This window comes from Bradyrhizobium sp. S3.3.6 (genome assembly GCF_040546905.1).
Classification (GTDB): Bacteria; Pseudomonadota; Alphaproteobacteria; order Rhizobiales; family Xanthobacteraceae; genus Bradyrhizobium; species Bradyrhizobium cytisi.
Map to the genome: position 1 here is coordinate 325,195 of NZ_JBEPOT010000006.1, position 22,394 is coordinate 347,588.

Here is a 22,394-nt window from a genome sequence, read left to right on the forward strand (position 1 = left end):
GAGATTCCTAGGAGCAGCATTAATCCAATTGCCAGACTTCGAAGGTTGCAGCCTAGCGAACACGCTGAGATTGGCATGGTAGTTCCTATGGGCGCTGTATTGCCGGTGGTGTGATTGCCTGTGCTGGCAGAGGGGTGACCTCGGCGGGCGGATGGGCCGCTTGAGCCGCCTCTCGTTTCTTTAGGAACGCTTCGCGCTCGGCCGGCGTATCTTGGCGGATTTGGAATTGCGCCGGAGCTGGTGTGACAGCGGATGTTGCCTGATCGGGCGGCGGCGGCGCGTCGGATTTGGGTGTTGACTGGGCTACGGCAGTTCCAAATGCGCACAAGAGGACAACAAGCGCTCCCGCGCCCAGCGCACTGGCAGAATACAGGGCCCACTTGCCGCGATTAAAGGAGTTCATGCCCTACCTCTGAAATAAAGGCCTTCTGCAAGTCTTGGGCGCAGTCATCGCTGATTGTCCCCGATCAAGGTCCCCATTTCGCGCCGCCGCTGGTGTTCCAGTTGAAGCATCCCCACACGCCTGTCGCGCCGGCAGCCGCGACGTTAATGCTCTCTGAAAGCCTATTTCCGTTCGGATCGTAAGTGTAAGCGATGCAGACTCCGGTATCATAGCTGGCCGTGGAGACCCGCCCCAGTGCATCATAAGTGTAGGCGACAGATCCGTTGGCCGCATGGATGAGCGTCGATATCCAGATTGTCGAGGCGAGGCAAATGACGCCCACGACAATCGGACGACGCAGCGTTATTCGAGGGTGCGTGACATTCATCGATTGGCTCCATCTTGCCGTTTGGGCAGGGCAGGCGTGAAGTCGTGTGGTGTGTCTGTTTTCGAATCTCTAGCCGAACCACCAGTGCCCAGATCTTGCCTGGGTGCGAGCTTCATAACGTTGCGAACATTCTCTGCAAAAATAGTTGCATGCGTTGCTAGCACAATCAACCTAAATGAGATAGTAAGGAAAAGCACAACCGATAAATGAATGTGAACTAGGGAGACTGGGAATCATCCGCAGTGTTGCCGTCGCCTTCCTCGTTTGGTTCGCTCTCGCGAGCACTGCATCGGCGCAGACGGCAAATTGCGTCGCCTATCCAAACAATCTAACCAATGGAACGAATGCCGACGCCACGCAGGTGATGGGAAATTTCAACTACGTTCTTCCGTGTGTGCGGGACAAATTGACCACGGCCCGCACATATTATGTTCGCACAGACGGCAATGACAGCAACACGGGACTGGTGAACACCGCAGCCGGCGCATTCCTGACTATTCAGAAAGCCATCAACGTTGCAGCCACATTAGACAGCAACAACTTTGATGTGACGATCCAGATCGCTCAGGGCCAGGGAGCCGTGACTTTTGCGCTTGGTACAGGTCTGGTCGCGAAATCGATGATTGGCGGTGGATCGATTATCATTGTTGGTGACGAAACTACGCCCGCAAATGTTGTACTCGATTGCGGCGCTACGAACGCCACAGGTCTCCTGGCAGATGCGACCAAGACGGTTTACCAAGTGCGCGGCATCAAGTTGACCGCTTCGGGAGCGGGAACGTCGTTTGGTCTCTATGCCTTTCATGGCGGATACATTCAGTTTCAGAACATTGTCATCGGCGCCGGCTGGCTTCAACAGATTCGGGCGGTAGACACGGGGCTGTTGACTGCAACTGGCAACTTCTCAATCGCCGGAGGTGCATCGGGCGGCGGAGCCGGCTCGGCGCTAGCGGCAGTCGCAGGCATCATTCGTGTTCAAGGCGTAACCATCACTATTTCCTCAGGACTGACCTTCGACAACTTCGTAGCCTCGAATACGAGTGGGGCGGTCCTCCTGGGTAGCGTGACTTGGGCGGGGTCATCGTTTTCTGGCGCACGCTATTCGCTTGTTGCGAATGGTGTGCTCAACACGGGAGGACAGGCGACCACGTGGATCCCCGGCAACGCCGCCGGAACGACGGCAACGGGTGGTCAATACATATAGATAGCGCCGTATTTCCGTCCGAAGGAGGTCTAACACCCGCGACGGATTGCTCCGCGCGAGTGTTAGGAATTTCCGATGATGCCACTCTGCCAGTGTTTTGCCCGACGTGTCAAAGCGGAAAAGTGCGGGTGAGCAGGGGATGCTTCGACCCTGCAAACGCGTGCTTTGGCACGACGTCAAAATTGCCAATCGCTTCAATGCCCCCGCTACTGTGCATGGGGTTGTTTTCAGCTTTGGTTTTGAGCGGGGCCCAACGCCCGCGCTTCAGCGCCGGCCGCGCGGCGCTTCGGCCTTCGCCGGCGCTTCGGTCTGCGGGGCGCAGGTCGCGGCGGCCAGCGTTGCCTGCGCTTGCGGCATCAGGCCGGGCTCGGCGGCCAGCGCCTTCATCACGATCAAGCCGGTGGGTGCAGGGGAATCGATGATCAGGCGGTCGGCCGCGGTGATCTCTTCGTCCTCGGGCAGGGCGTCGTGCTGCGCTTCCGTCATCAGGTCGAGCTCGATCACCTTCTTGCCCGCCGAGCGGTCGTTGATGGCGTAATAGGCGATCTCGTTGCGGGTGTAGAACGACACCGACGTATAGGACTGGCTCACCGGCACGGTGAGCTTGAGCGGCCCGCCCGAGAGATCATAGCGGCAGATCGCCAGCGCAAAGGCCGGGTCCATGAACGGCATCGGTGAGGTCTGCGGATCCGCGAGCGGAAGCTGCGTGACGCTGTTGAGCCTGGTCATCGGCGTCAGCCGCGAATAGGCGTCCTGGGTCGCAATGCGCGGCAGCGCCAGCACGCTGACGAGATGGACCACGAGGCCCAGCACCACACCTGCAACGATGGTGAACAGCAGCCGGATCATGAGCAGCCCACCGTCGAGATCGTGGGCATCGGCGCATCGCGCTGGGTGCGCGTCGCCACGCCGACAGGGGTGTCGTAGAGGCGGAACATCAGCGCGTAGCGTTCGATGCCGCCGGTCGGCAGCCAGTTGCCGGCGCGGGAGCGCGAGGCGATGTGGATCTCGAACGAGCCGTCGGACTGGCGCACGATCTCCTGGCTGGTGAAGCCGTAGCGCTGCAGCGAGTTGGCGACGAGATGACCCTTGCGGTCGTACAGCGTCAGCGTCCAGAACCGCGCCGGCGGCGTCACGCCGGAGACGACGACGTCGCAGCGGCCGTCGAGCGCCTTCTTCTTGCCGTCGGCGGTCGCGGTGAAGGCGACGCCGTCACCGGTGCCGATCGGCAGCTCGCCGTTGCGCACGATGGTGGCGCGCGAATAGGGATCGACGTCGGCGGTGCCGGTGCGGGGGCGGGCGGTCCAGGGGCCGATGGTCAGCGCGCCGATCTCGGTGCCGCGTGTCGTCGTCATCCAGGTCGCGCCCAGGCCGACCACGGTCGCGAGCAGGAGGGCCGTCAATGTGCTCAGGATCAGCCGCACGGATCAGATCAGTTCTTGCGCGGGGTGGATACGTTCGCGTTCTCCTCCGCCGCATAGTTCTGCGGGAAGGCGAGCGCGCTGTTCGACGATGCCGGCTTGGCCTGCTGGCTGTCGTTGGCCGTCGATTTGGTCGCGGTCCTGGCGGCGTCGTCGAGCAGCTTCTCGACCCGCACCAGGACGTCGGCGCCGCGCTTGGTCAGCACCGGCGGCGGACCGGGCTTGGTCTCCAGCACCTTTGGCGCCGCATTGGCCTGTGCATTGGCAACTCGTTCCGGCGGCAGCTTCTGGCCCATGCCGATGCCGGGAATTTCCCGGACCTCGACGCCCTGATGCGCTGCGACCATGATGTCGTGCCAGGTTTGCGCCGGCAGCGAGCCGCCGGTCATGCGGTTGGTCGGTGAATAGTCGTCATTGCCGTACCAGACCGCGCAGGTGAAATTACCGGTATAGCCGACGAACCAGGCGTCGCGATAAGCGTTGGTCGTGCCGGTCTTGCCAGCGGTCGGAATGCCGTCGAGGGCTGCGCGGCGCGCGGTGCCTTCGCTGACGACGTGGCTCATCATGCCGGCCATGTCGGCGGCGATGTTCGGCGGAATGGCCTGCTTCGGCTTCGGGCCGTCGCGGTCCCAGCGCCAGACCAGATCGCCGGCGCCGGTGCGCACTTCGAGCACCGAATGCGGCGTCACCGACTTGCCGCGGTTCGGGAAGGTCGCATAGGCCACGGCATGCTCGAGCACGGTGACCTCGTCCGAGCCGATCGGCAGCGACGGCGTATCGGGCAGGGGGGCCTTGAGGCCGAACCGGCGCGCGACCTCGACGATCTTGGCGCGGCCGATCTTGGCCGGGTTCGGCGCCTTCGGCTGCTCCTTCTGGCCGATCGCGATCGACAGTTTTACGGGCACGACGTTGATCGAGCGCGTGATCGCCTGCGTCAGCGTCACCGCGCCGGAATAGGAATGGCCATAGTTCTGCGGACACCAATTACCGATGCAGACCGGGCCGTCGACCACGATCGAGTTCGGCGTGAAGCCGTTCAAGAGCGCCGTGGTGTAGACGTAAGGCTTGAACGACGAGCCGGGCTGGCGATAGGCATCGACGGCGCGGTTGAACTGGCTCGCGCCGTAATCGCGGCCGCCGACCATGGCGCGGATGCCGCCGTCGAGATCGGAGACGACGGTCGCGGCCTGCGTCGCGTGATAGTCGCGGCCGAACTGGCGCAGCTGGTTCTCGATCGCGTCCTCGGCGGCCTTCTGCACGTTGGCGTCGATCGCGAGGCGAACGACGAACACGCGCTCGGTGTAGGACTTCGGGAAGGTGTCGACCAGCTTGCGCATCTCGTCGAAGGCGTAGTCGAGATAGTAGTTCGGCGACGCCTCGTCGCGGCGGTCGACCGCGAAGGCCGGATTGCGACGGGCGCCGAACACCTGGCCCTCGGTCATGAAGCCGGCATCGACGAGATTGTCGAGCACGACGTTGGCGCGGGCACGCGCGGCGGGCAGGTTGATGTGCGGCGCGTATTTGGTCGGCGCCTTGAACAGGCCGGCGAGCATCGCAGCTTCCGCCAGCGTCACATCGCGCGCCGACTTGTTGAAGTAGAAATGCGCCGCACCGTCGACGCCAAAGGTGCCGCCGCCCATATAGGCGCGATCGAGATAGAGCTTGAGGATCTCGTTCTTGCTCAGGCGCCATTCCAGCCAGACCGCGAGGAAGGCCTCGTTGATCTTGCGCTCGATGGTGCGCTCGTTGCTCAGGAACAGGTTCTTGGCGAGCTGCTGCGTGATCGAGGAGCCGCCCTGGCGGACGCCGCCGGCCTGGGCGTTGGTGACCAGCGCGCGCGCGGTGCCGGCGATGTCGATGCCGAAATGCTCATAGAAGCGGCGGTCTTCGGTCGCCAGCGTCGCCTTGATCAGGACGTCAGGAAAATCTTCCAGCGGAATCGAGTCGTTGTGCTTGATGCCGCGGCTGCCGATCGGATTGCCGTAGCGGTCGAGGAACGTCACCGCCAGATCGGACTTCTTCAGCCAGTCCTCATCCGCGGTCTCGCGGAAGGCGGGGATGGCGAGGATCAGCATCAGCACCATGCCGCCGAGGCCGAGCGTCGCGGCCTCCGACAGCGGCTCGACGAACACCCAGCGCTTCCACCGCCCGACATAGAAGCGGTCCATGAAGGTCGAGTAGCGCTCGTAGAGCTCGCGGATGCCCTTGGCCGAGGAGAACAGCGAGGAGTCGATGCGCGCATCGAGGTCCAGGAAGAAGTTCCTGATACGGCTCTTCCAGTTGGATGGTGTGTTCTGGACCACCTAGAACCCTTGAGGCTCGCTTCGAAAGCGTTCAAGCACCCGGCCGGGGCGGCACCGAGACGTCTTGCGGGATTGTTGCGGCAAACCCAAGGCGCCCGTGTCGCGTCCGAGGGGACTTGCTGTTCTTCTAGCCGAGCGGGGCTTATAAACCAATGGTCAGGCTCGCAATTTTGAACAACAGGCCTAATTGAACCCCGGTTCATTACGGGCCTTCTGGGGCGTTGCTTGCGGCTTTAGGGCCGCGCGCCCTAGATGGCACTGGCCGCAGCTCTTTGGAATCGTATCAGTCGCATGACCGCAGCTCGCAAACGACCTTCAGACCAGGATGGATTCTTCTGGAAAACCAAGAAGATGGAGGACATGTCGCCGGCCGAATGGGAGAGCCTGTGCGACGGCTGCGGCCGCTGCTGCCTGAGCAAGCTCGAAGATGAGGATACCGGCGAGATCTATTTCACCGACGTCAGCTGCAAGATGCTCGATTCCTGCACCAGCGGCTGCAAAGACTACGCGAATCGCTTCGACTTCGTCCCGGACTGCGTTGTCATGACCCCCGAGAAGGTCCGCACGCTGCCTTGGCTGCCGCCGACCTGCGGCTACAGGCTCGTCGCCCAGGGTCGCGATCTCTATTGGTGGCACCCGCTGATATCAGGGGATCCCAATACGGTGCACGAGGCCGGCGTCTCCGTGCGCGGCCGGGTCTCGGGCACCGAGGAAGGGGTCCCGGACGACAAGCTCGAAAACTATATCGTGCAATGGCCGGGGCAGATCCCGAAACGAGCACGCCTGAAGCGACGCCCCAAGGCCTGATCACGGACCGGTCCGGTCTGCCATCTCAGTCAATTGTTCGGGATGACCGTGGTGCGGGATGCACCCATGCGCCGCGGTGCCTGCCTGAGAAGAACTTTGCTGTCTAGATTGGGTTCATAGAACGAATCCTTCGCGGCTTTGCACCGCAACACGCTCGATCTGATACGCCCGAATGAACAAGTTCGCACGGCAGAGCAGCCAATCTGCCGACATCCAGACATTGCCCGACGAGATCGCCGAGGAACTGACCCGCCTTCCGGGCGAGGTCATCAGCGCGAGTGACGCTCCTTCCCTCGCGCCGCCGGTCCCGCTGTCGCAGGACGAGGTCCGGACCATCGTACTCAGCCTGATGCTGACGATGTTCCTGGCTGCCCTCGACCAGACCATCGTCGCCACTGCGCTGCCGACCATCGGCCGTCAGTTCCAGGATGTCTCGAATCTCTCCTGGGTCATCACCGCCTATCTGCTCGCCTCGACCGCGGTCGCGCCGGTGTTCGGGACGCTGAGCGACATCTACGGCCGCAAGGCCATGATCATCGTGTCGCTGAGCCTGTTCATCGCGGGATCGGTGTTGTGCGCGATCGCGCCGAGCATGCCGATGCTGATTTTGGCGCGCGGCCTGCAGGGGCTCGGCGGCGGCGGCATCATGCCTGTCGTGCAGACCGTGATCTCCGACGTGGTGTCCCCGCGCGAGCGCGGCCAGTACCAGGCTTATTTCTCCAGCGTCTGGATGGTCGGCGGCATTCTCGGCCCCGTCATCGGCGGCGTGTTCGCCGAGCATCTGCACTGGTCGATGATCTTCTGGATCAACCTGCCGCTCGCAGCCGCAGCGCTCGCGCTGCTGCTGCCGAAGATGAAGAAGATCCCGGTGTTCCACCGCAAGCGCAAGGTCGACTGGCTCGGCGGCGTGCTGCTGATGGCCTCTGCCGTCGTCTTCATGCTGGTGCTGACCTGGGGCGGCACGCGCTATCCCTGGCTCTCGCCGACCGTGCTGTCGATGGTGGGCGGCGCCGTCGCGCTTGCGGTCACCTTCGTATGGCACGCGCGTCGCGCCGACGAGCCGTTCCTGCCGTTGCCGTTGCTCTCGGGATCGGTCGCGCCGTTCGCGCTGACCGCCGGCGGCTGCGGGTTAGGGGCCATCACCGGCCTCACCGTGCAGCTGCCGCTCTATTACGAGTCGGTCTACCACCTCAGTGCCAGCGAGGCGGGGCTTGCACTGATTCCGCTTGCGGCGGTCTCGACCTGTGGTGCGGCGATCGCGGGCCGCACCATGGCGCGCGCCAAGCATTACAAGCGTGTCGCCATCATCGGCACCTCCTGGGCCGCGATCTGCGCGCTCGGCCTCACGGTCACCACACTGCCGCTATGGGGCCTGCTGACGCTGATGGCCGCGTTCGCGCTCGGCCTCGGCACGACCTTCCCGGTCTGCGTGGTCTCGCTGCAGAATTCGGTCGCCCGCCCGCAGGTCGGCACCATCACCGGCGCGATGAACTTCTTCCGCTCGCTGATGTCCTCGTTCACGGTCGCTGCGTTCGCCGCCATCCTGCTGATTGCGCTCGGCGCCGATATTCCGCTGGCCGGCGAGCATCACGCCGCAGGCGCCATCCCGGCGATCCCCACCGAGGACATGCGGCACGCCTTCCGCTACGTCTTTGCGGCCGCGACCGCGCTCATGACCACCGCCTCGCTCTGCCTGATCATGATGGAGGAGCGGCCGTTGGCTGGACCCTCCACCACGCAGCCCGTCGAGATGGCGGAGTAGCGATCTCTATCCGCCACGATCAGGATCGTCGTCGAGATTGCCGACGCTCGTCTTCCGCGCTTTTGCCGCAAGCTGCTCCTTGAGCTTCGCCAGCGCATCAGCCGACCAATCATTGACATCGGTGACCGCGACCCAGGCATCGACATAATGCTCGGGCGCGTAGACATGGCCAAAGCCCATCGGCGTGTTGGTTGCGACCGCCATGTCGAGGGCGAGCTGAAGCATGGTGACGATCGGATACCACCTAAGCTCCGGTGACACGTCGGGGCCGCGCGGCGCATTCATCCAGGCCGGGGGGTGGTAGGCGTCGCGGTAGGCGAAGAATGTGATCGCGTCGCTGGCATATTGCAGATAGACGACGCGCATCGGGCCCCATGGCGCATCTGTGGGCACCGTCGGCCCGTTCTGGTTCATGAAGCGCACGACGCGGCCGTCGCGGAATTCAGGCAGCCACGCCGGCGAGCCCGGATTGCGGTTGTCGGTGATCGAGCGCCAGATGCGGCTTTCGAACGGCGCACCGCTCCACAGCGCGCCAGCAATGGGATCGCCGATCGTCTCGAACAGCTCGGCGGATTTTTCCGAGTTGAGGGCACCGAGGCTGAGCCCGTGCAAATACAGTTTTGGCCGCTTCTCCTTCGGCAGTGTCGTCCAGTAGCCGTAGATTTCCGCGAACAGCGCCCGCGCGGCTTCCGCGCCGTATTCGGGCTGAAACAGCAGCGACAGCGGGCTGTTGAGATAGGAATACTGCATCGCGACGCTGGCGACGTCGCCGTGGTGGAGATATTCGACCGTATCCATCGCGGACGGATCGATCCAGCCGGTGCCGGTCGGCGTGATGACGATCAGAACCTTTCGCTCGAAACCGTGCTGGCGTTTGAGCTCGTCAAGCGCGAGCCTGGCCCGCGCCTGCGCCGTGTCGCCGGCAGCGAGCCCCACATAGACGCGCACAGGTTCCTGCGCGGGCCGTTCCGTCACGGCACTGATCCCGCCTGCGGTCGGGCCCGAGGCAATGAAGCGGCGCCCCATGCGCCCGAGCTCCTTCCACTTCACGAGGGATGCCGGGCTTCCGGTCCGATTCGAGGCGGTCGGCTGCGGGCGTTCGGGCTCGAACAGGACATCGAGCTCGCGGAACGAAGAATCGAGCGCGTTGAACGCCGTGCGGATCAGGACATTGCTGGCGATTGACCAGAACAGCAGTGCTGCCACCAGCGCACCAATGACGTTCGCAACTTTTCGCGGAATGACACGCCCCGTGCGCGTGGCGAGGACGCGGGCGACAAGTGCGAACAGCCGCCCCAGCACCAGCAGCACCACGAACGTGATCAGGGCGATGATGCAGACCTTCACCGGATGCGCGGTCTCGACCGGCGCCATCTTCATGACACTGCGGATCGCATTCTGCCATGCGGTCGTGCGCCAGAGGGCGGCGATGACGACGAGCAGACAGCCGATTGCGACCAGCGCATTCGCAACAGATCTCGCGCGCGCTGACGGCTCGGGCAGCTCGAGATAGTGCCATAGCCGGCGCCACAGGACACCACTGAGGTAGCCGATCGCAAAGCAGCCGCCGGCCAGCGCCCCTTGCGTGAGATAGCTGCGCGGGATCAGCGTCGGCGTCAGCGCGGCTGCGAAGAACAGCGCGCCCAGCATCAGGCCGACGCCGGACAGCGAGAGCAATTGCCGCCGAAAGAACCGCGCGAGACCAGTCAACCCATCCCCCGACTGACGCTATCCCTTGTTGTCCGCAAAACCGCCCTTCCGCGGCAGCACAATCGTGAACTCCGTGAACCGACCCGGCTCCGTCGCGACGTCGATCGTGCCGCCGTGCTGCTTGACCACGATGTCGTGGCTCATCGACAATCCGAGGCCGGTGCCTTCGCCGGCCGGCTTGGTCGTGAAGAACGGATTGAACATTTTCGCCTTCACGTCGTCGGGAATGCCGGTGCCGTTGTCGCGGATGCGGATCTCGATGCTGTCGCCGCGGTCGCGGGTGGTGGCGGTCACGACCGGCTCGAAAGTGCCGCCGCCGCTCTCCGCCTGACGCTTTGTCACCGCATAAAACCCGTTCGAGATCAGGTTCAGCAGCACCCGCGAGATCTCCTGCGGAAACAAATTTGCGGAGCCTGCGGCCGGATCGAGCTCGCGCTTCAGCGTCACGTCGAACTGCGGCTTCTCGGCACGCGCGCCATGATAGGCAAGGTTGAGGCTCTCCTCGACCAGCGCATTGATGTCGCTCAAGCCGTACTCGCCGCCGCCTTCGCGCGAATGCAGCAGCATGTTCTTGACGATGGAATCGGCGCGCTTGCCGTGCTGCACGACCTTTTGCAGATTGTCCTTCAGCATCCCGGTCAGCTCGTCGACGTCGTTGCGGACATCGTCGCCGAGCGGCGCGGGCGCGAGCACCTCGTTCAGCTCGTCCGTCAGTTCGGCCGAGAGCGCGGCGAAATTGTTGACGAAGTTGAGCGGGTTCTTGATCTCGTGCGCGATGCCGGCGGTGAGCTGGCCGAGCGAGGCGAGCTTCTCGGTCTGGATCAGCCGGTCCTGCGCGGCGCGCAAATCGTCGAGCGATTTCGCAAGGTCGCGCGTGCGGTCCTGCACCTCGTTGAACAGCCGCGTGTTCTCGATTGCAATCACGGCCTGGTCGGCGAAGGTCTTGAGCAGGCTGATAGCCTTGTCGGGGAAGGGGCCGGCTTCGGGGCGCGTCACGCCGATGGTGCCGATCGCAACGCCGTCGCGTAGCATCGGGATCACGAGGATGCTGCGATAGCCGCGCGTCCGCGCCAGCTCCCGCATCGCCTCCGTCAGGTCTGCCTCGTTCTGCATGTCGCTGCGGAATGCGTACGCACCGCTGGTCGCCACCCGGCTGTGAATGCCTGATGACGACAGCGGCGCCGGGAACGTGCTGAGCAGCTCGGCGTTGCCGGCCTCGTTGTCGGTGGTGAAGGCCGCCAGATGCAGCACGCCGTCGATGACGCGGGTGACGGTGGAGGAATGCCCGCCGACCAGCGCCTTGGCGCTGTCGGAGATCGCCTGGAACACCGGCGTGACGTCGGCGGGCGAGGCCGCGATCACCTTGAGGATATCGGCTGTTGCAGTCTGCCGTTCCAGCGCTTCCCTGGTGGCGTTGAACAGGCTGACATTCTTGACCGCGATCACGGCCTGGTCGGCGAAGGTCTGCAACAGCCGCACATGATGCTCGGCGAACGCGCCGGTCGTCCGCCGCGTCGCGATGATGACGCCTTTGGCCTCACCCTCGCTCATCAAAGGCGTGAACAGCATGCTGCGAAAGCCGCGGGCGCGGGCGATGTCGCGTGCGGCCGGCTCGAGCTCGGTGTCGGGCAGCTGAGTCGATTCGCCACTGGCCGTGAGCTGGTGGGCCGGAAACTGCGCCAACGGCACCGGGAACGATTCCTGCAGCACGCGATCGCCGGCCGGATCGCCCGGCGTGAAGGCGGCAAGGTGCGCGGCGCCGTCGATGTAGCGCAGCACGGCGGTGGAGAAGCCGCCGATCAGCCGGTTGGCGTTGGTGGCGATGGCGTCGAACACCGGCTGCACGTCGGAGGGCGAAGCCGCCATCACCCTCAAGATGTCGGCCGTGGCGGTCTGGCGTTCCAGCGTCTCGCGCGTGGCGTTGAACAGCCGCGCATTCTCGATCGCGATCACCGCCTGGTCGGCGAAGGTCTGGAGCAGCTCCACGAGATCGGGCGCGAATGCACCGGTCTCGGTCCGCGTGACGCTGATCATGCCGACGGCTTCGCCGCGGTTCATCAGCGGCATGAACAGCACGCTGCGGAAGCCACGCAGCCGCGCGAGATCGCGGTTGAGCTCCGGGACCTCGTCGGCTTCGCTGTCGGGAAACTGGATCGTCTCTCCGCCGCGAACCAGCGCAAAGGTCGGAAAATCCTCGATCCGCCGCGGGAACGACGCCTTCAGCCCTTCGTCGCCTTCCGGGCTGGTCGGCGTAAACGCCACGAGGTGCAGCTCATCGCCGATGAACTGGAGCACGGTGGCGGAGAAGCCGCCGAGCAGGCGCTTTGAGCTGGACGCGATCGCCGCAAAGACGGGGCGGGCATCGGAGGGAGAGGCGGCGATGGTGCGCAAGATCTCGGCGCTGGCGTTTTGCCGATCGCGCAGCCGCGCGGTCTCGGCCGCGGCGGACTGCAATTGCCGCTTGAGCTCGTCGATCCCGGCAGCATCGTTGGAAAGGCTGGTCATTCGCATTCCGGCTGAAGGCCGCGACATGCGCGGCACCAGGCCGGATTATCACATCTTCTGCGGCCGGAGCCAGCGCCCGCGGAGCTGCGGTTGCCTCACGTGCCCGGCCGCGACACCTCGGTCTCCTTGCTGGTGATGAACTCCAGCAGCACCGGCACGCCTTCCTGCGTCTTCTGGATGCCGCGCTTGATCGCGGGGATGATATCCTCCGGCCTCGTCACCCGCTCGCCGTAGCCGCCAAAGGCGCGCGCCATCGCGGCATAGTCGCCGGAAATGTCGGTCGAGCGATATTTCTCGGTCGAGATCGGCATCACCTTCAGTTCGATCGCCATCGAGAAGTTGTTGAGCAGGATCGACATGATCGGGATCCGCTCGCGCACCGCGGTCTCGAAATCCATGCCCGTGAAGCCAATGGCCGCATCGCCCCAGACATTGATGCAGAGCTTGTCGGGTTTTGCGAGCTTGGCGCCCATCGCGAGACCAAGGCCGTAGCCAAGCTGCGTCGTCTTGCCCCAGCCGAGATAGGACAGGGGCGTGACCGCCTTCCAGAACGGCGAGAGCTGGTCGCGCGGGCTGCCGGCGTCATGGGTGATGATGGTGTTGTCGATGTCGACGGTGTGTTGCAGGTCCCACAGCACGCGATAGGGGTTGAGCGGCGCATCGTTGCTGGTGAGTTTCGGCATCCATTTTGCGAGCCACTCCTTGTGCGAAGCCGCGATCTCTGCGGCGACTGCCGAGGCATCGCGATTCGACGTGACGGACTTGCCGATCTCCTCCAGCAGCGCATCGAGCACGAGACCCGCGTCGCCGACGAGGCCGATCTTCGCCTCCATATCCTTGTTGAGATGGTTCGGATCGAGCGTCGAATGGATGATGGTCTTGCCCTTCGGCATCGCGATGCCAAAACTGGTCTCGGTGAAGGAGCAGCCGATGCCGAAGACGACGTCGGCTTCAGCGAGGAATTTTGGCACCGCGCGCGGCACCGCGAGGCCGCCCGAGCCGAGCGACAGCGGATGCGTCTCGGGGAAAGAGGATTTGCCGCCGAGACTGGTGGTGACGGGAATGGCGAGCCGCTCGGCAAGGCGTTTCAGTTGCGGCCAGGCCTGCGCGTAATGCACGCCCTGGCCGGCATAGATCACCGGCCGCCTGGCGTTGACGAGCAGGCCGGCCGCTTCCCTGACATGCACGGGGTCGGCGCCATAGCGGGTGCGCAGCACCGGCGTGTAGTTCAGGGGCTCCGGCACATCCTCGTTCCACATGTCGGCGGGGATCTCGACGATGACAGGCCCGCCGCGCCCGTTCTTGAGCCTGGTGAAGGCGCGCCGGAAAATATTGGCGACCTCGGCGGCGAGGATGATCGGCTCGGATGATTTCGAGAACGATTTCATCGCCTCGCTGGAATTGAAGTTCGGCTCGATATGCGCAAGCCTGCGCTGATAGCCCATCGGCAGCACCAGCACCGGAACGGATTCGCCAAAACACTGCGCGACGCCACCCATCGCATTCTCGGCGCCGGGCCCGTGCTGCATGCAGAACGCGCCGATCGTGCGTCCCGACGTGACGCGGGAGATCGCATCCGCCATGTGCAAACCGACGCGCTCCTGGCGCACCATCACGGGGCGGATCTCGGCCTTCGCCGCGTGCTCGATCAGATGGTTGACGGGATAGCCGCAGAGGATCTCGATCCCCTCGCGCCGCATGATTTCCGCAATGGCGGTGCCGAGCTTCATGGCGTCTCTCTCCCTGTGGCGGGCCGGTTGGTCCGGCCGATTAGGGAGAGAGGATCAGGAAATGCCGGGAGGGTAAAGCGGCGCTTCGCACGCAGAAGGCTGCTATGCAGCGCGAGCGGGCCGCCGGACGTGGCGGGCGAGCGGCCTATCCTACCAAGGCCAGTGCGAGCAGACCTGATCCCAGTAACGCGACCCCGGCCACGGTTACGGCCAGAAAAGCGAGCGATGTGAATTCTTCGCGCATGGACTTTTAACCTGACTTCACCACGCTCCGACCATCACCAGAGTGGCGATGCTCAACAGCGAGCAACAGAGGATGATTGCCGGAGCGACGAAAGCCTGATGTGACTGCATTGTTGTCTCTCCCAATCAGAACAGTCGAGACAGTAGCTCGGCGACGTATTGCCGTGACTTCGTGATCGCTCGAAAGCGACTTCAATCCGGAGGTGGATTATTTCGTTCCGCGCGGCTGACGAAGTCTCTTCACGGTTTCGCGAGCGGAAAATTCCGAGGGAACCGCCTATTTGCAGCTTTGGCAGATCATCAGCTTGCGTTTCAACGCCGCATCTTCCCGGTCGATCGGGTCCTGTCCCGCGACGCTTTTTGTATCCGGATTGGTCTTGGAGTCCCTTGCTGCGCGTGGCTTCGTGGGGCGCGTCGCCTGATGCGGGGTGTCATTGTCCTCGACGGTGCCGGCGCTGAAGCCGTCATAGTCGACGGCTGGATTTGGCGACAATGAAAGTCCGTTCGTCGCCGGTGTCGAGGACCGATTGTCAGACGCTGCCGGCGAAATCCCAGCGCCCGCCCGCGGCGGCGATGCTTTGGGCGGAGCAAGCGAAACCGGCGGCGCGACTGACGTCTGCCCTGTCGCGCTGTCCTGCGACCAGACGCCAACAAACACGAAGCCAAGAACCAGCAGCGTCGCGCTTTTCATCCGTATCCTTCAAAAAGCTTTGGTTCAGCCATTGATAGCATGACTCCGAGCCGCGCCGTTGAAAATATACCAGCCCGTAGGACGGGTAGAGCGGAAGCGAAAGCCGTCCCTGCGCCCTTAAAAGTCGACGCGAGGATGCGGAGGTGTGTCTACAATTGGAAATGTCAGTTGTCAGAGCTGTGCCGCCTCTCCGCACGCCGTCATTGCGAGCGGAGCGAAGCAATCCAGAATCTTTCCGCGGAAGGATTCTGGATTGCTTCGTCGCATCAGCGCAAAATTGCTGCGCAATTTTGTCGCGAGCTTCTCGCAATGGCGGTGGAGAGACATGTCGCTCCACGCAGGTGGCTGTCAACGGCGATTACGCCGTCCCCACTCCACGCTGCGCTCGCAATCACGAAACTACTTCGTGGCTGCGCTGATCGAGTTGAACTTGTTGCTGAGGAGGACGCTGCCCGTGTTGGTCACGATGGTCACGATCGCAAGCGCGACGCCGGCGGCGATCAGGCCATACTCGATCGCGGTGGCGCCATTTTCATCGGCAAGAAAAGACCTAAGCAAAACCATCGCCAACTCCTCTTGATCCGATCCAATGTAGGCGCGCGGCGTTGTCAAACCGGTAAAGTGGTCGGCGCGCATTTGCGCGCGTCAAATAGGCCGGGCTCGAAATAGGCAAGGCTCGGCCGAACCTTGCCTGCTGTGTCTTAACGTAATAGCCGTTAAACGAAGGTTTCATTATCCAATTCAAATGAGGGGAAGCCGGCCCGCCTCAACTCCTGGTGGTGCGTTCCAGCGCGCCCTTGCGAGCGCGTCCCAGCGCAGCCGCGAGACAACCGACCAGATAGCCCACCACATGCGGCTGCACGCGCGCGGCAGTGTCGGCGATGCGCTCTTCCTCGGTCGTGTCACTCACGATGCCGATGTAGTTCTTTCTGGCGTCCTGCTGCGGCACGAAGGTGCGAACCCTGGCTCAATCGAACGCCGGACCATGGGGCGAGCAAGGGGAATCGGAGGTTAATTTTGGTTCCCGTAGGAATACTCGGTGCGACACGATGACATGATCGTGCGAAAGGGAAGCGCGCCGCTTAACGGATTGTTGAGGCTGTTCGTCAACCGATCGTCAAGCATGCCGGTCGCGGCTTATCCACGGCGGCCGTCCGTGTTCAACGCCCGCAGCATCCCAACGCGCGCGAACATCAGCCAGCCGCCGCCGGTTTCCGCCGCGTTGATCAGCATCTCGATCGCAGTCTGCCAGCGCGGCTCCTGCTGCTCGGCTGCGGGCAGCTGCATGATGAAGTCGGCGGCCTCTTGCAGCGTGCGGAGCCGGCGTCCGCCGCGCAAGTTGATCGGATCGTCGAACGGCGTCGACCAGGGCATGTCAGGCAGCCCGGTCGGTGAGGGGAGACGTCACGGCGCGATCGGTGATGCGAGGTCGTCAGCCGGCCTTCTTCGTCCGTGTGGTCGCGCGCACCGGTTTGTCGGCCTTCTTCGATATAGCTTCCTTTGCCGCGGCCTCCTTGCCGCCCTTGCCCGAGATCGGCAGCAGCATCTCGCGCTGGCCTTCGACGCGCTTCTTCGGCTTCCTGGCCTTGGCGGTATCCTTGGCGGTTTCCTTGACCGTCTCCCTGGCGACCTTCGCTGCGGGGGCTACATCCTTCTCGCTGGCGAGACTCTTCTTCAGCGCGTCCATCAGGTTGATGACGTTGCCGCCGCTCTTCGGTGTGGACTTGGCCGCGATCGGCGCGCCCGCGCGCTTCTTGTTGATGAGATCGATCAGCGCGCTCTCGTAATGGTCCTCGAACAGCTCGGGTTCGAACGCGCCGGACTTCTTCTCGACGATGTGCTTGGCGAGGTCGAGCATGTCCTTCGTCAGCTTCACGTCCTGGATGTCGTCGAAATATTCGCCTTCGCTGCGCACCTCGTAGGGATAGCGCAGCAGCGTTCCCATCAGCCCGGCCTCGAGCGGCTCGAGCGCGATGATGTGCTCGCGATTGGTCAGCACCACGCGGCCGATCGCGACCTTGTCCATGCTGCGGATGGTCTCGCGGATCACCGCATAGGCATCGTGGCCGACCTTGCCGTCCGGCACGAGATAATAGGGGCGGATCAGATAGCGGTTGTCGATATCGGTCTTCGGCACGAACTCGTCGATGTCGATCGTGTGTGTCGAGTCCAGTGCGATGTCGTCGAGCTCGTCCTTGGTGACCTCGATGTAGGTGTCGGTGTCGACCTTGTAGCCCTTGACGATGTCCTCGGAGGTCACCTCGTCACCGGTCTCGGCGTCGACCTTGAGATATTTGATCCGGTGGCCGGTCTTGCGGTTGATCTGGTTGAACGAGACCTTCTCGGTATCCGACGTGGCCGGATACAGCGCGACCGGGCAGGTCACGAGCGAGAGGCGCAAAAAACCCTTCCAGTTGGCACGGGGGGCCATGGGTTACTCCAAACGCAACAGGGACAGGCTTATGACGATACCATCGGGGAACACCGAATCCTACATGGGTCAGTGCGGAATCTTGCAACTGCGTTAACCAGCCGCTGACCGTGCGGTTCGGCCCGATCGACTGGCAAAAGACCGGAACATCGTATCGGATCGGGCGTTGGCCCCGGACACAGGGCCGTGATGAGTTCGCGGTCAGCGGAGGCGACGTTCAGAGATTGAGGCCACCATGGCACGCACGCGCGAGGACCGTCAGATCGTTGAAACTGCAACCGAGGCGCGCCAGGGCGAGCCGGGGCCGTCGGTGGCGGCGCTGCTCGCCATCTCAACCGGGCTTGCGATCCTGATCCTCGCCGTCATCTGGTTCGTGTTCTTCCGGACCTGACGGACAATTCAGCGGGAAGGGCGGACCTTCCGACTCAGCCGCTAACGCGGCACACTGCGCCCGCCATGCCACAGGTCTCGCCCGGTGGCCTGGCGGGCGCAGTCGCGTCTGGTGCGAACACATCGTCTATGACCAAGTATATGACCAAAAAATAACGCGGCCGGTTCCCCGCGTTCATATTCAGTTCACGCCGGGATTGATCATCTGTGGCGTAGTTGATGCAGTCATTTCGGAGAGAAGCGTGCGCCTGCTCGTTGTTGAGGACGACCCCGATCTCAATCGTCAGCTCACCAAGGCGCTGACGGACGCCGGCTATGTCGTCGACCGCGCCTTCGACGGGGAGGAGGGGCATTATCTCGGCGACAACGAGCCGTACGACGCCGTGGTGCTCGATATCGGCCTGCCGAAGCGGGACGGCATCTCGGTGCTGGAAGCCTGGCGCCGCAACGGCCGCACCATGCCGGTCCTGATCCTCACCGCGCGCGACCGCTGGAGCGACAAGGTCCAGGGTTTTGATGCCGGTGCCGACGACTACGTCGCAAAACCGTTCCACCTGGAGGAGGTGCTGGCGCGGATCCGTGCGCTGCTGCGCCGTTCCACCGGCCATGCCCAGAGCGAGCTCAGCTGCGGCCCGGTCACGCTCGACACCCGCACCGGCCGGGTCAGCGTCTCCGGCAATCCCGTCAAGATGACCTCGCACGAATATCGGCTTCTGGCCTATCTGATGCACCATTCGGGGCGGGTGGTGTCGCGCACCGAGCTGGTCGAGCATCTCTACGACCAGGATTTTGACCGCGACTCCAACACGATTGAAGTCTTCGTCGGTCGCATCCGCAAGAAGCTCGATGTCGACATCATCCAGACGGTCCGCGGCCTCGGCTATCTCCTGACCCCGCCGCCGGCGCCGGGCGCTTAAGGGGGCTTTCGAAGGATCTTGGCTTGACGGCCGCGCCTACACGGGCCTTGGTCCGGTCATGACCGCCGACGCCATGCCGCCACCTCGCGCCTCCGGGATCATTCCGATGCCCGCCAGCTCGCTTGCGAACCGCCTGTTCCTGTCGGCGACCGCCTGGCTCGTGGTGATCCTGGCCATCACGGGTGTTGTGCTGTCGTCGGTCTACAAGAATGCGACCGAGCGCGCCTTCGACCGCCGGCTCAACCTCTATCTCCGTACCCTGATCGCCGAGGTCGCGACGCCGGACGAGCCGCCGGATCGCCAGTTCCAATCGCTTGGCGAGCCCCTGTTCGAGCTGCCACTGTCCGGCTGGTACTGGCAGATCACGCGCACCGACACCGAGAAGCCGGAGGTGCGGTCCTCGCGCTCGCTCTGGGACAAGAAGCTGCCGAAGCTGGAAGAGCAGGGCACCGAGCTCACCGCGGCCGGCATTCGCCTCGCTTATGTCGACGGGCCGGAAGGGCAGAATCTGCGCATGGTCGAGCGTCCCGTCGATCTCGGCGCCGACGGCAAATACCTGGTCAGCGTCGCCGGTGACGATACCGAGATCTTCGACGAGACGCGCAGCTTCGACTACTATCTCGGCGGCACCTTCACGGCGCTCGGCATCGTGCTGCTGCTGACCACCGTGTTCCAGGTTCGCTTCGGCCTTGCCCCGCTCAAGCGCATCTCGGAATCCATTGCCGACATCCGCTCCGGACGGGCGGAGCGGCTCGAGGGCGAATTCCCGGTCGAGATCGCGCCGCTCGCGCGCGAGACCAACGCGCTGATCGACGCCAATCGCGAGATCGTGGAGCGAGCGCGAACCCATGTCGGTAATCTCGCCCATGCGATCAAGACGCCGCTGTCGGTGATCGTCAACGAGGCCGGAACGCATGCGGCCGATCCGTTCGCGGCCAAGGTGATGGAGCAGGCGGATGTGATGCGCAACCAGCTCGCCCATCATCTGGAGCGCGCCCGCATCGCGGCCCGCGTCTCGATCGTCGGCACCGTGACCGAGGTTGCCCCCGCTATCGAGGCGTTGCGGCGGACCATGGAGAAGATCCACCGCGGCCGCGGCATTGCCATCGAGGCCGAGGCCGATCCATCGGCGAAATTCCGCGGCGAGCGGCAGGATCTGGAGGAGATGGTCGGCAATCTCGTCGACAATGCCTGCAAATGGGCGGCCTCGCGCGTCTTCATCGAGGTGCTGGTGGAGGCCTCGCAGCAGGCCGGCGCAGGCCCCAGGCTCCGGCTCATTGTCGATGACGACGGGCGCGGCCTCTCGGAGGCCGAGCGTGCCCAGGTCTCCCGGCGCGGCCAGCGGCTCGACGAGTCCAAGCCGGGCTCCGGGCTGGGGCTGTCGATCGTGACCGATCTTGCCGCGCTCTATGGCGGCAGCCTGTCGCTCGGCAGCGCCCCGATCGGGGGTCTACGGGCCGAGCTGGTGCTGCCGGGAGTATAATCCTCTGATCTCAAACGATTATTTTGGCTTCCGAACGAAACCGGAGGTATTCGGAGCGACTTCCTCAACGGCTTCTTAAGGCGCACCCGGCTATGATCGGAGAGGACGCATCCTCGTCCGCCACTTACCGTGCATTACCCGGGCGCATGAGCCAGACATCGATCGAGCGGCTGAGGGAATATCTCGCGCAGCTCCCGCCGCAAGCGCAGGCGCTGCTGATGCGGGAGTTCGAGCGCGCGCTTGAGCGCGGCCAGGACACCGCGGTCGCAACCCTCGTGCTCGAGCAGCTGCGCAAGATCGTGCGCAAGACCGAGGCCGACGAAGTTGCGCCGCCGCGCGCCGACGATCTGTCGCGGCTGCTGTTCCAGATCCTGGAACCGTTCCTGGTCGAGGCTGGCGCCCCGACCCGGGTCGGACAGATCCGCCGCTCCGCACTCCATCCGATCTGGCAATGGCTCGGCCGCGACGGCGCCCCGGACAAGATCAACGAATTCGAGGCGGCGCTGGCGCGCATGCCGGCGTCGGACAGTGCGGGGCAGGTCGAGGCGCTGGCGCTCAAGCTCCAGGCCGTGGCTGCGCACGCCATCTTCGAGCTGACGGGGCCCGGCGGCGGCGACAAGTCGCGCGCGCTCGCCCGTGTCGGTCCGCCCAGCGTGATCGAGGACCTCTATTCGATCGGCGCCGTGCTCGCCGTTCGCGAGGCCATTGGCACGCTCAATGAAAAGCTGCCGCGCTTCCTGCGGACATTCGGCGATCCACAGATCGCCTCGGTGACCGCTGCGCTCAACGTTCCCGTGCTCCAGACCCCGCAGATGCTGCCATTTGCGCTGTCGGTGGTGGTCCAGCGCATGACCGCGCCGTGGCAGATCATTCGCCTCGCCATCAAGATCGCCGCGTCCGACGACGAGATCCGCGTCGCGGCGACGCCGTACGGCGTGGCCGTCACGATAGCCCTGCACGATTTGGCCCGGGTCGCCGCCAATTTGCGCATGGACATCAAGCGCGGCCATTTCGAGACGGTGGCCGACAATCTGAAAGCGCTGCACGACGGCGTCCGCGGCCTGCGCACCGAGCTCGACCTGCGCAACGATTCCGCCTGGGGCAAGCAGCTGACCTCGATTCGGGCCGACATCTCCAACGCGCTGCAGTCGGAGATCGACAACGTTCCCGGCCGCGTCCGCCGCATCCTGCGCCAGCGCCCCGAGAAGGACATTCCGCCGGGCGCGCGGATCGACAGCACCGAGGTCGAGGAAACCGTGGCGCTGATCGATTTCGTCGCAACCTGCCGCAATTATGCCAGTGAGCTCGCGATCAACGAGGTGACGCTGCGCACCTATTCCGACCTGCAGCAATATGTGGAACGGTCGACCGAGCAGCTGGTGCAGTCGTTGCGCGCTGCCGATCACAAGGTCCGTACCTACCGGCAGCAGCAGGTGCAGGCCGCGATCCGCTTCTGCCAGGTGCTGTTTGGCAACGATTACGCCTCGCTGATGAGCCGCGCGGCAGAGAACGCGGCGACGGGCGAGCGCAAATCGACCCGCGCAAGCTGATCCAAGCGCATTTTTCCGTAATCACAATTTGTAGTTGACGCTGCCGGTCGCGGGCCCTACGGTCCCCGTGCAAGCTTCTGGAATTTCTATCTGTGGGCGCATGAAACCCGTTATCAGCTCCATCGAAATCGAAAACCGCGTCATTGTTGCCAAATATCAAAGGCTGATGGTCGGCGCGAAGGTGGTGCTGGTCGAGAAGACAAGCGGTCGGCAACTGTCCGAAACCGTCACCAGGGTTGCATCGCCCGTTCCGGTCGGGGCGTTGCGCATCAGATTGCCTGAGGCAATCGAGCCGGGAACATATTTCCTGAGGGCCTTCAACGGGCATGGCGAGGACGCCGCTCGAAGCGTGGACTTCGAGATCAGCTAAGCCGTTGGATTTTCACCATTTCGGGACTATGTGCGCTCGCACCAAATTGACAATTGTCAATTGCCGCATCGTCCGGCCGTGGTGTAAAGCCACCTACAGGCGCGGCT

19 protein-coding genes and 1 pseudogene are annotated in these 22,394 nt (G+C 63.9%); 8 read left to right on the top strand and 12 right to left on the bottom strand.

The features are described from left to right. Positions 1-467 precede the first annotated feature (467 nt). A complete protein-coding gene (locus ABID59_RS20090) occupies positions 468-770 on the bottom strand; it encodes an RHS repeat domain-containing protein (RefSeq protein WP_354084497.1) in 303 nt (100 codons plus the stop codon). A 406-nt stretch (positions 771-1,176) separates the two neighbouring features. On the opposite strand from ABID59_RS20090, the gene ABID59_RS20095 reads away from it, so the two are divergent. Beyond that, the gene (locus ABID59_RS20095) at positions 1,177-1,974 is read left to right on the top strand and encodes a hypothetical protein (RefSeq protein ID WP_354084498.1); all 798 of its coding nucleotides are present in this window, start codon (positions 1,177-1,179) and stop codon (positions 1,972-1,974) included. A 264-nt stretch (positions 1,975-2,238) separates the two neighbouring features. On the opposite strand, the gene ABID59_RS20100 is transcribed toward ABID59_RS20095, so the two are convergent. The 3 genes from ABID59_RS20100 to ABID59_RS20110 are packed head-to-tail and all read right to left on the bottom strand — an operon-like array spanning position 2,239 to position 5,698. Beyond that, the gene (locus ABID59_RS20100; RefSeq protein ID WP_354084499.1) at positions 2,239-2,823 is read right to left on the bottom strand and encodes a DUF1254 domain-containing protein; all 585 of its coding nucleotides are present in this window, start codon (positions 2,821-2,823) and stop codon (positions 2,239-2,241) included. Then, complete coding sequence (locus ABID59_RS20105; RefSeq protein ID WP_354084500.1) at positions 2,820-3,398, bottom strand: DUF1214 domain-containing protein; 579 nt, start codon at positions 3,396-3,398, stop codon at positions 2,820-2,822. The genes ABID59_RS20100 and ABID59_RS20105 overlap by 4 nt, the downstream gene beginning before the upstream one ends. Positions 3,399-3,406: 8 nt before the next feature. Then, a complete protein-coding gene (locus tag ABID59_RS20110) occupies positions 3,407-5,698 on the bottom strand; it encodes a transglycosylase domain-containing protein (protein ID WP_354084501.1) in 2,292 nt (763 codons plus the stop codon). A gap of 291 nt (positions 5,699-5,989) precedes the next feature. Between ABID59_RS20110 and ABID59_RS20115 the strand changes: the two genes are divergently transcribed. Both ABID59_RS20115 and ABID59_RS20120 read left to right on the top strand, forming a co-directional pair. Continuing rightward, positions 5,990-6,505: a YcgN family cysteine cluster protein gene (locus tag ABID59_RS20115; protein ID WP_148752005.1), complete on the top strand. Its 516-nt coding sequence runs from the start codon at positions 5,990-5,992 to the stop codon at positions 6,503-6,505. 172 nt (positions 6,506-6,677) lie between these two features. Then, entirely contained in the window at positions 6,678-8,267 is a 1,590-nt protein-coding gene (locus ABID59_RS20120) for an MDR family MFS transporter (RefSeq protein ID WP_354084502.1), read from the top strand. 6 nt (positions 8,268-8,273) lie between these two features. Here the strand turns inward: ABID59_RS20120 and ABID59_RS20125 are convergent, their stop codons facing one another. From ABID59_RS20125 to ku, 8 genes and pseudogenes are all read right to left on the bottom strand, one after another. Next, positions 8,274-9,917, bottom strand: coding sequence for an alpha/beta hydrolase (locus tag ABID59_RS20125; protein WP_354084586.1), 1,644 nt, complete (start codon positions 9,915-9,917; stop codon positions 8,274-8,276). A 78-nt stretch (positions 9,918-9,995) separates the two neighbouring features. Next, positions 9,996-12,482, bottom strand: a complete 2,487-nt coding sequence (locus ABID59_RS20130) for a GAF domain-containing sensor histidine kinase (protein WP_187434937.1) — start codon at positions 12,480-12,482, stop codon at positions 9,996-9,998. Between the two features lie 95 nt (positions 12,483-12,577). Then, positions 12,578-14,215: pseudogene (locus ABID59_RS20135) on the bottom strand (thiamine pyrophosphate-requiring protein); the annotation flags it as partial. Between the two features lie 517 nt (positions 14,216-14,732). Beyond that, positions 14,733-15,146, bottom strand: a complete 414-nt coding sequence (locus tag ABID59_RS20140) for a hypothetical protein (RefSeq protein ID WP_354084503.1) — start codon at positions 15,144-15,146, stop codon at positions 14,733-14,735. Between the two features lie 399 nt (positions 15,147-15,545). Next, positions 15,546-15,710 carry a Flp family type IVb pilin gene (locus ABID59_RS20145; protein ID WP_148752128.1) on the bottom strand — a complete coding sequence of 55 codons (165 nt, stop codon included), beginning with the start codon at positions 15,708-15,710 and terminating at the stop codon, positions 15,546-15,548. Between the two features lie 202 nt (positions 15,711-15,912). After that, positions 15,913-16,095, bottom strand: a complete 183-nt coding sequence (locus ABID59_RS20150; RefSeq protein WP_354084504.1) for a hypothetical protein — start codon at positions 16,093-16,095, stop codon at positions 15,913-15,915. A 188-nt stretch (positions 16,096-16,283) separates the two neighbouring features. Further along, on the bottom strand, positions 16,284-16,520 hold the full coding sequence (locus ABID59_RS20155; RefSeq protein ID WP_148751999.1) for a hypothetical protein: 237 nt from the start codon (positions 16,518-16,520) through the stop codon (positions 16,284-16,286). Positions 16,521-16,578: 58 nt separating this feature from the next. Beyond that, entirely contained in the window at positions 16,579-17,577 is a 999-nt protein-coding gene (gene ku, locus ABID59_RS20160) for a non-homologous end joining protein Ku (protein ID WP_148751998.1), read from the bottom strand. Positions 17,578-17,812: 235 nt separating this feature from the next. Here ku and ABID59_RS20165 point away from each other — a divergent pair, with 235 nt between their 5' ends. From ABID59_RS20165 to ABID59_RS20185, 5 genes are all read left to right on the top strand, one after another. Next, positions 17,813-17,968 (top strand): hypothetical protein, encoded by a 156-nt coding sequence (locus ABID59_RS20165; protein ID WP_187434935.1) that lies wholly within the window; start codon positions 17,813-17,815, stop codon positions 17,966-17,968. Positions 17,969-18,209: 241 nt separating this feature from the next. Further along, the gene (locus ABID59_RS20170; RefSeq protein ID WP_354084505.1) at positions 18,210-18,884 is read left to right on the top strand and encodes a response regulator transcription factor; all 675 of its coding nucleotides are present in this window, start codon (positions 18,210-18,212) and stop codon (positions 18,882-18,884) included. Positions 18,885-18,990: 106 nt separating this feature from the next. Beyond that, complete coding sequence (locus ABID59_RS20175; protein ID WP_148751997.1) at positions 18,991-20,367, top strand: ATP-binding protein; 1,377 nt, start codon at positions 18,991-18,993, stop codon at positions 20,365-20,367. Between the two features lie 146 nt (positions 20,368-20,513). After that, positions 20,514-21,917 (top strand): hypothetical protein, encoded by a 1,404-nt coding sequence (locus tag ABID59_RS20180; protein ID WP_148751996.1) that lies wholly within the window; start codon positions 20,514-20,516, stop codon positions 21,915-21,917. A 100-nt stretch (positions 21,918-22,017) separates the two neighbouring features. Next, positions 22,018-22,287 (top strand): hypothetical protein, encoded by a 270-nt coding sequence (locus tag ABID59_RS20185; protein ID WP_148751995.1) that lies wholly within the window; start codon positions 22,018-22,020, stop codon positions 22,285-22,287. Positions 22,288-22,394: the final 107 nt, after the last annotated feature.

What these genes read in the sequence shown, in the direction of transcription:
- ABID59_RS20185 (WP_148751995.1), top strand. Translation starts at nt 22,018, where the DNA reads ATGAAACCCGTTATCAGCTCCATCGAAATCGAAAACCGCGTCATTGTT.
- ABID59_RS20100 (WP_354084499.1), bottom strand. Translation starts at nt 2,823, where the DNA reads ATGATCCGGCTGCTGTTCACCATCGTTGCAGGTGTGGTGCTGGGCCTC.
- ABID59_RS20165 (WP_187434935.1), top strand. Translation starts at nt 17,813, where the DNA reads ATGGCACGCACGCGCGAGGACCGTCAGATCGTTGAAACTGCAACCGAG.
- ABID59_RS20120 (WP_354084502.1), top strand. Translation starts at nt 6,678, where the DNA reads ATGAACAAGTTCGCACGGCAGAGCAGCCAATCTGCCGACATCCAGACA.
- ABID59_RS20115 (WP_148752005.1), top strand. Translation starts at nt 5,990, where the DNA reads ATGACCGCAGCTCGCAAACGACCTTCAGACCAGGATGGATTCTTCTGG.
- ABID59_RS20125 (WP_354084586.1), bottom strand. Translation starts at nt 9,917, where the DNA reads ATGCTGGGCGCGCTGTTCTTCGCAGCCGCGCTGACGCCGACGCTGATC.
- ABID59_RS20090 (WP_354084497.1), bottom strand. Translation starts at nt 770, where the DNA reads ATGAATGTCACGCACCCTCGAATAACGCTGCGTCGTCCGATTGTCGTG.
- ABID59_RS20140 (WP_354084503.1), bottom strand. Translation starts at nt 15,146, where the DNA reads ATGAAAAGCGCGACGCTGCTGGTTCTTGGCTTCGTGTTTGTTGGCGTC.
- ABID59_RS20180 (WP_148751996.1), top strand. Translation starts at nt 20,514, where the DNA reads ATGAGCCAGACATCGATCGAGCGGCTGAGGGAATATCTCGCGCAGCTC.
- ABID59_RS20155 (WP_148751999.1), bottom strand. Translation starts at nt 16,520, where the DNA reads ATGCCCTGGTCGACGCCGTTCGACGATCCGATCAACTTGCGCGGCGGA.
- ku (WP_148751998.1), bottom strand. Translation starts at nt 17,577, where the DNA reads ATGGCCCCCCGTGCCAACTGGAAGGGTTTTTTGCGCCTCTCGCTCGTG.
- ABID59_RS20175 (WP_148751997.1), top strand. Translation starts at nt 18,991, where the DNA reads ATGCCCGCCAGCTCGCTTGCGAACCGCCTGTTCCTGTCGGCGACCGCC.
- ABID59_RS20145 (WP_148752128.1), bottom strand. Translation starts at nt 15,710, where the DNA reads ATGGTTTTGCTTAGGTCTTTTCTTGCCGATGAAAATGGCGCCACCGCG.
- ABID59_RS20130 (WP_187434937.1), bottom strand. Translation starts at nt 12,482, where the DNA reads ATGACCAGCCTTTCCAACGATGCTGCCGGGATCGACGAGCTCAAGCGG.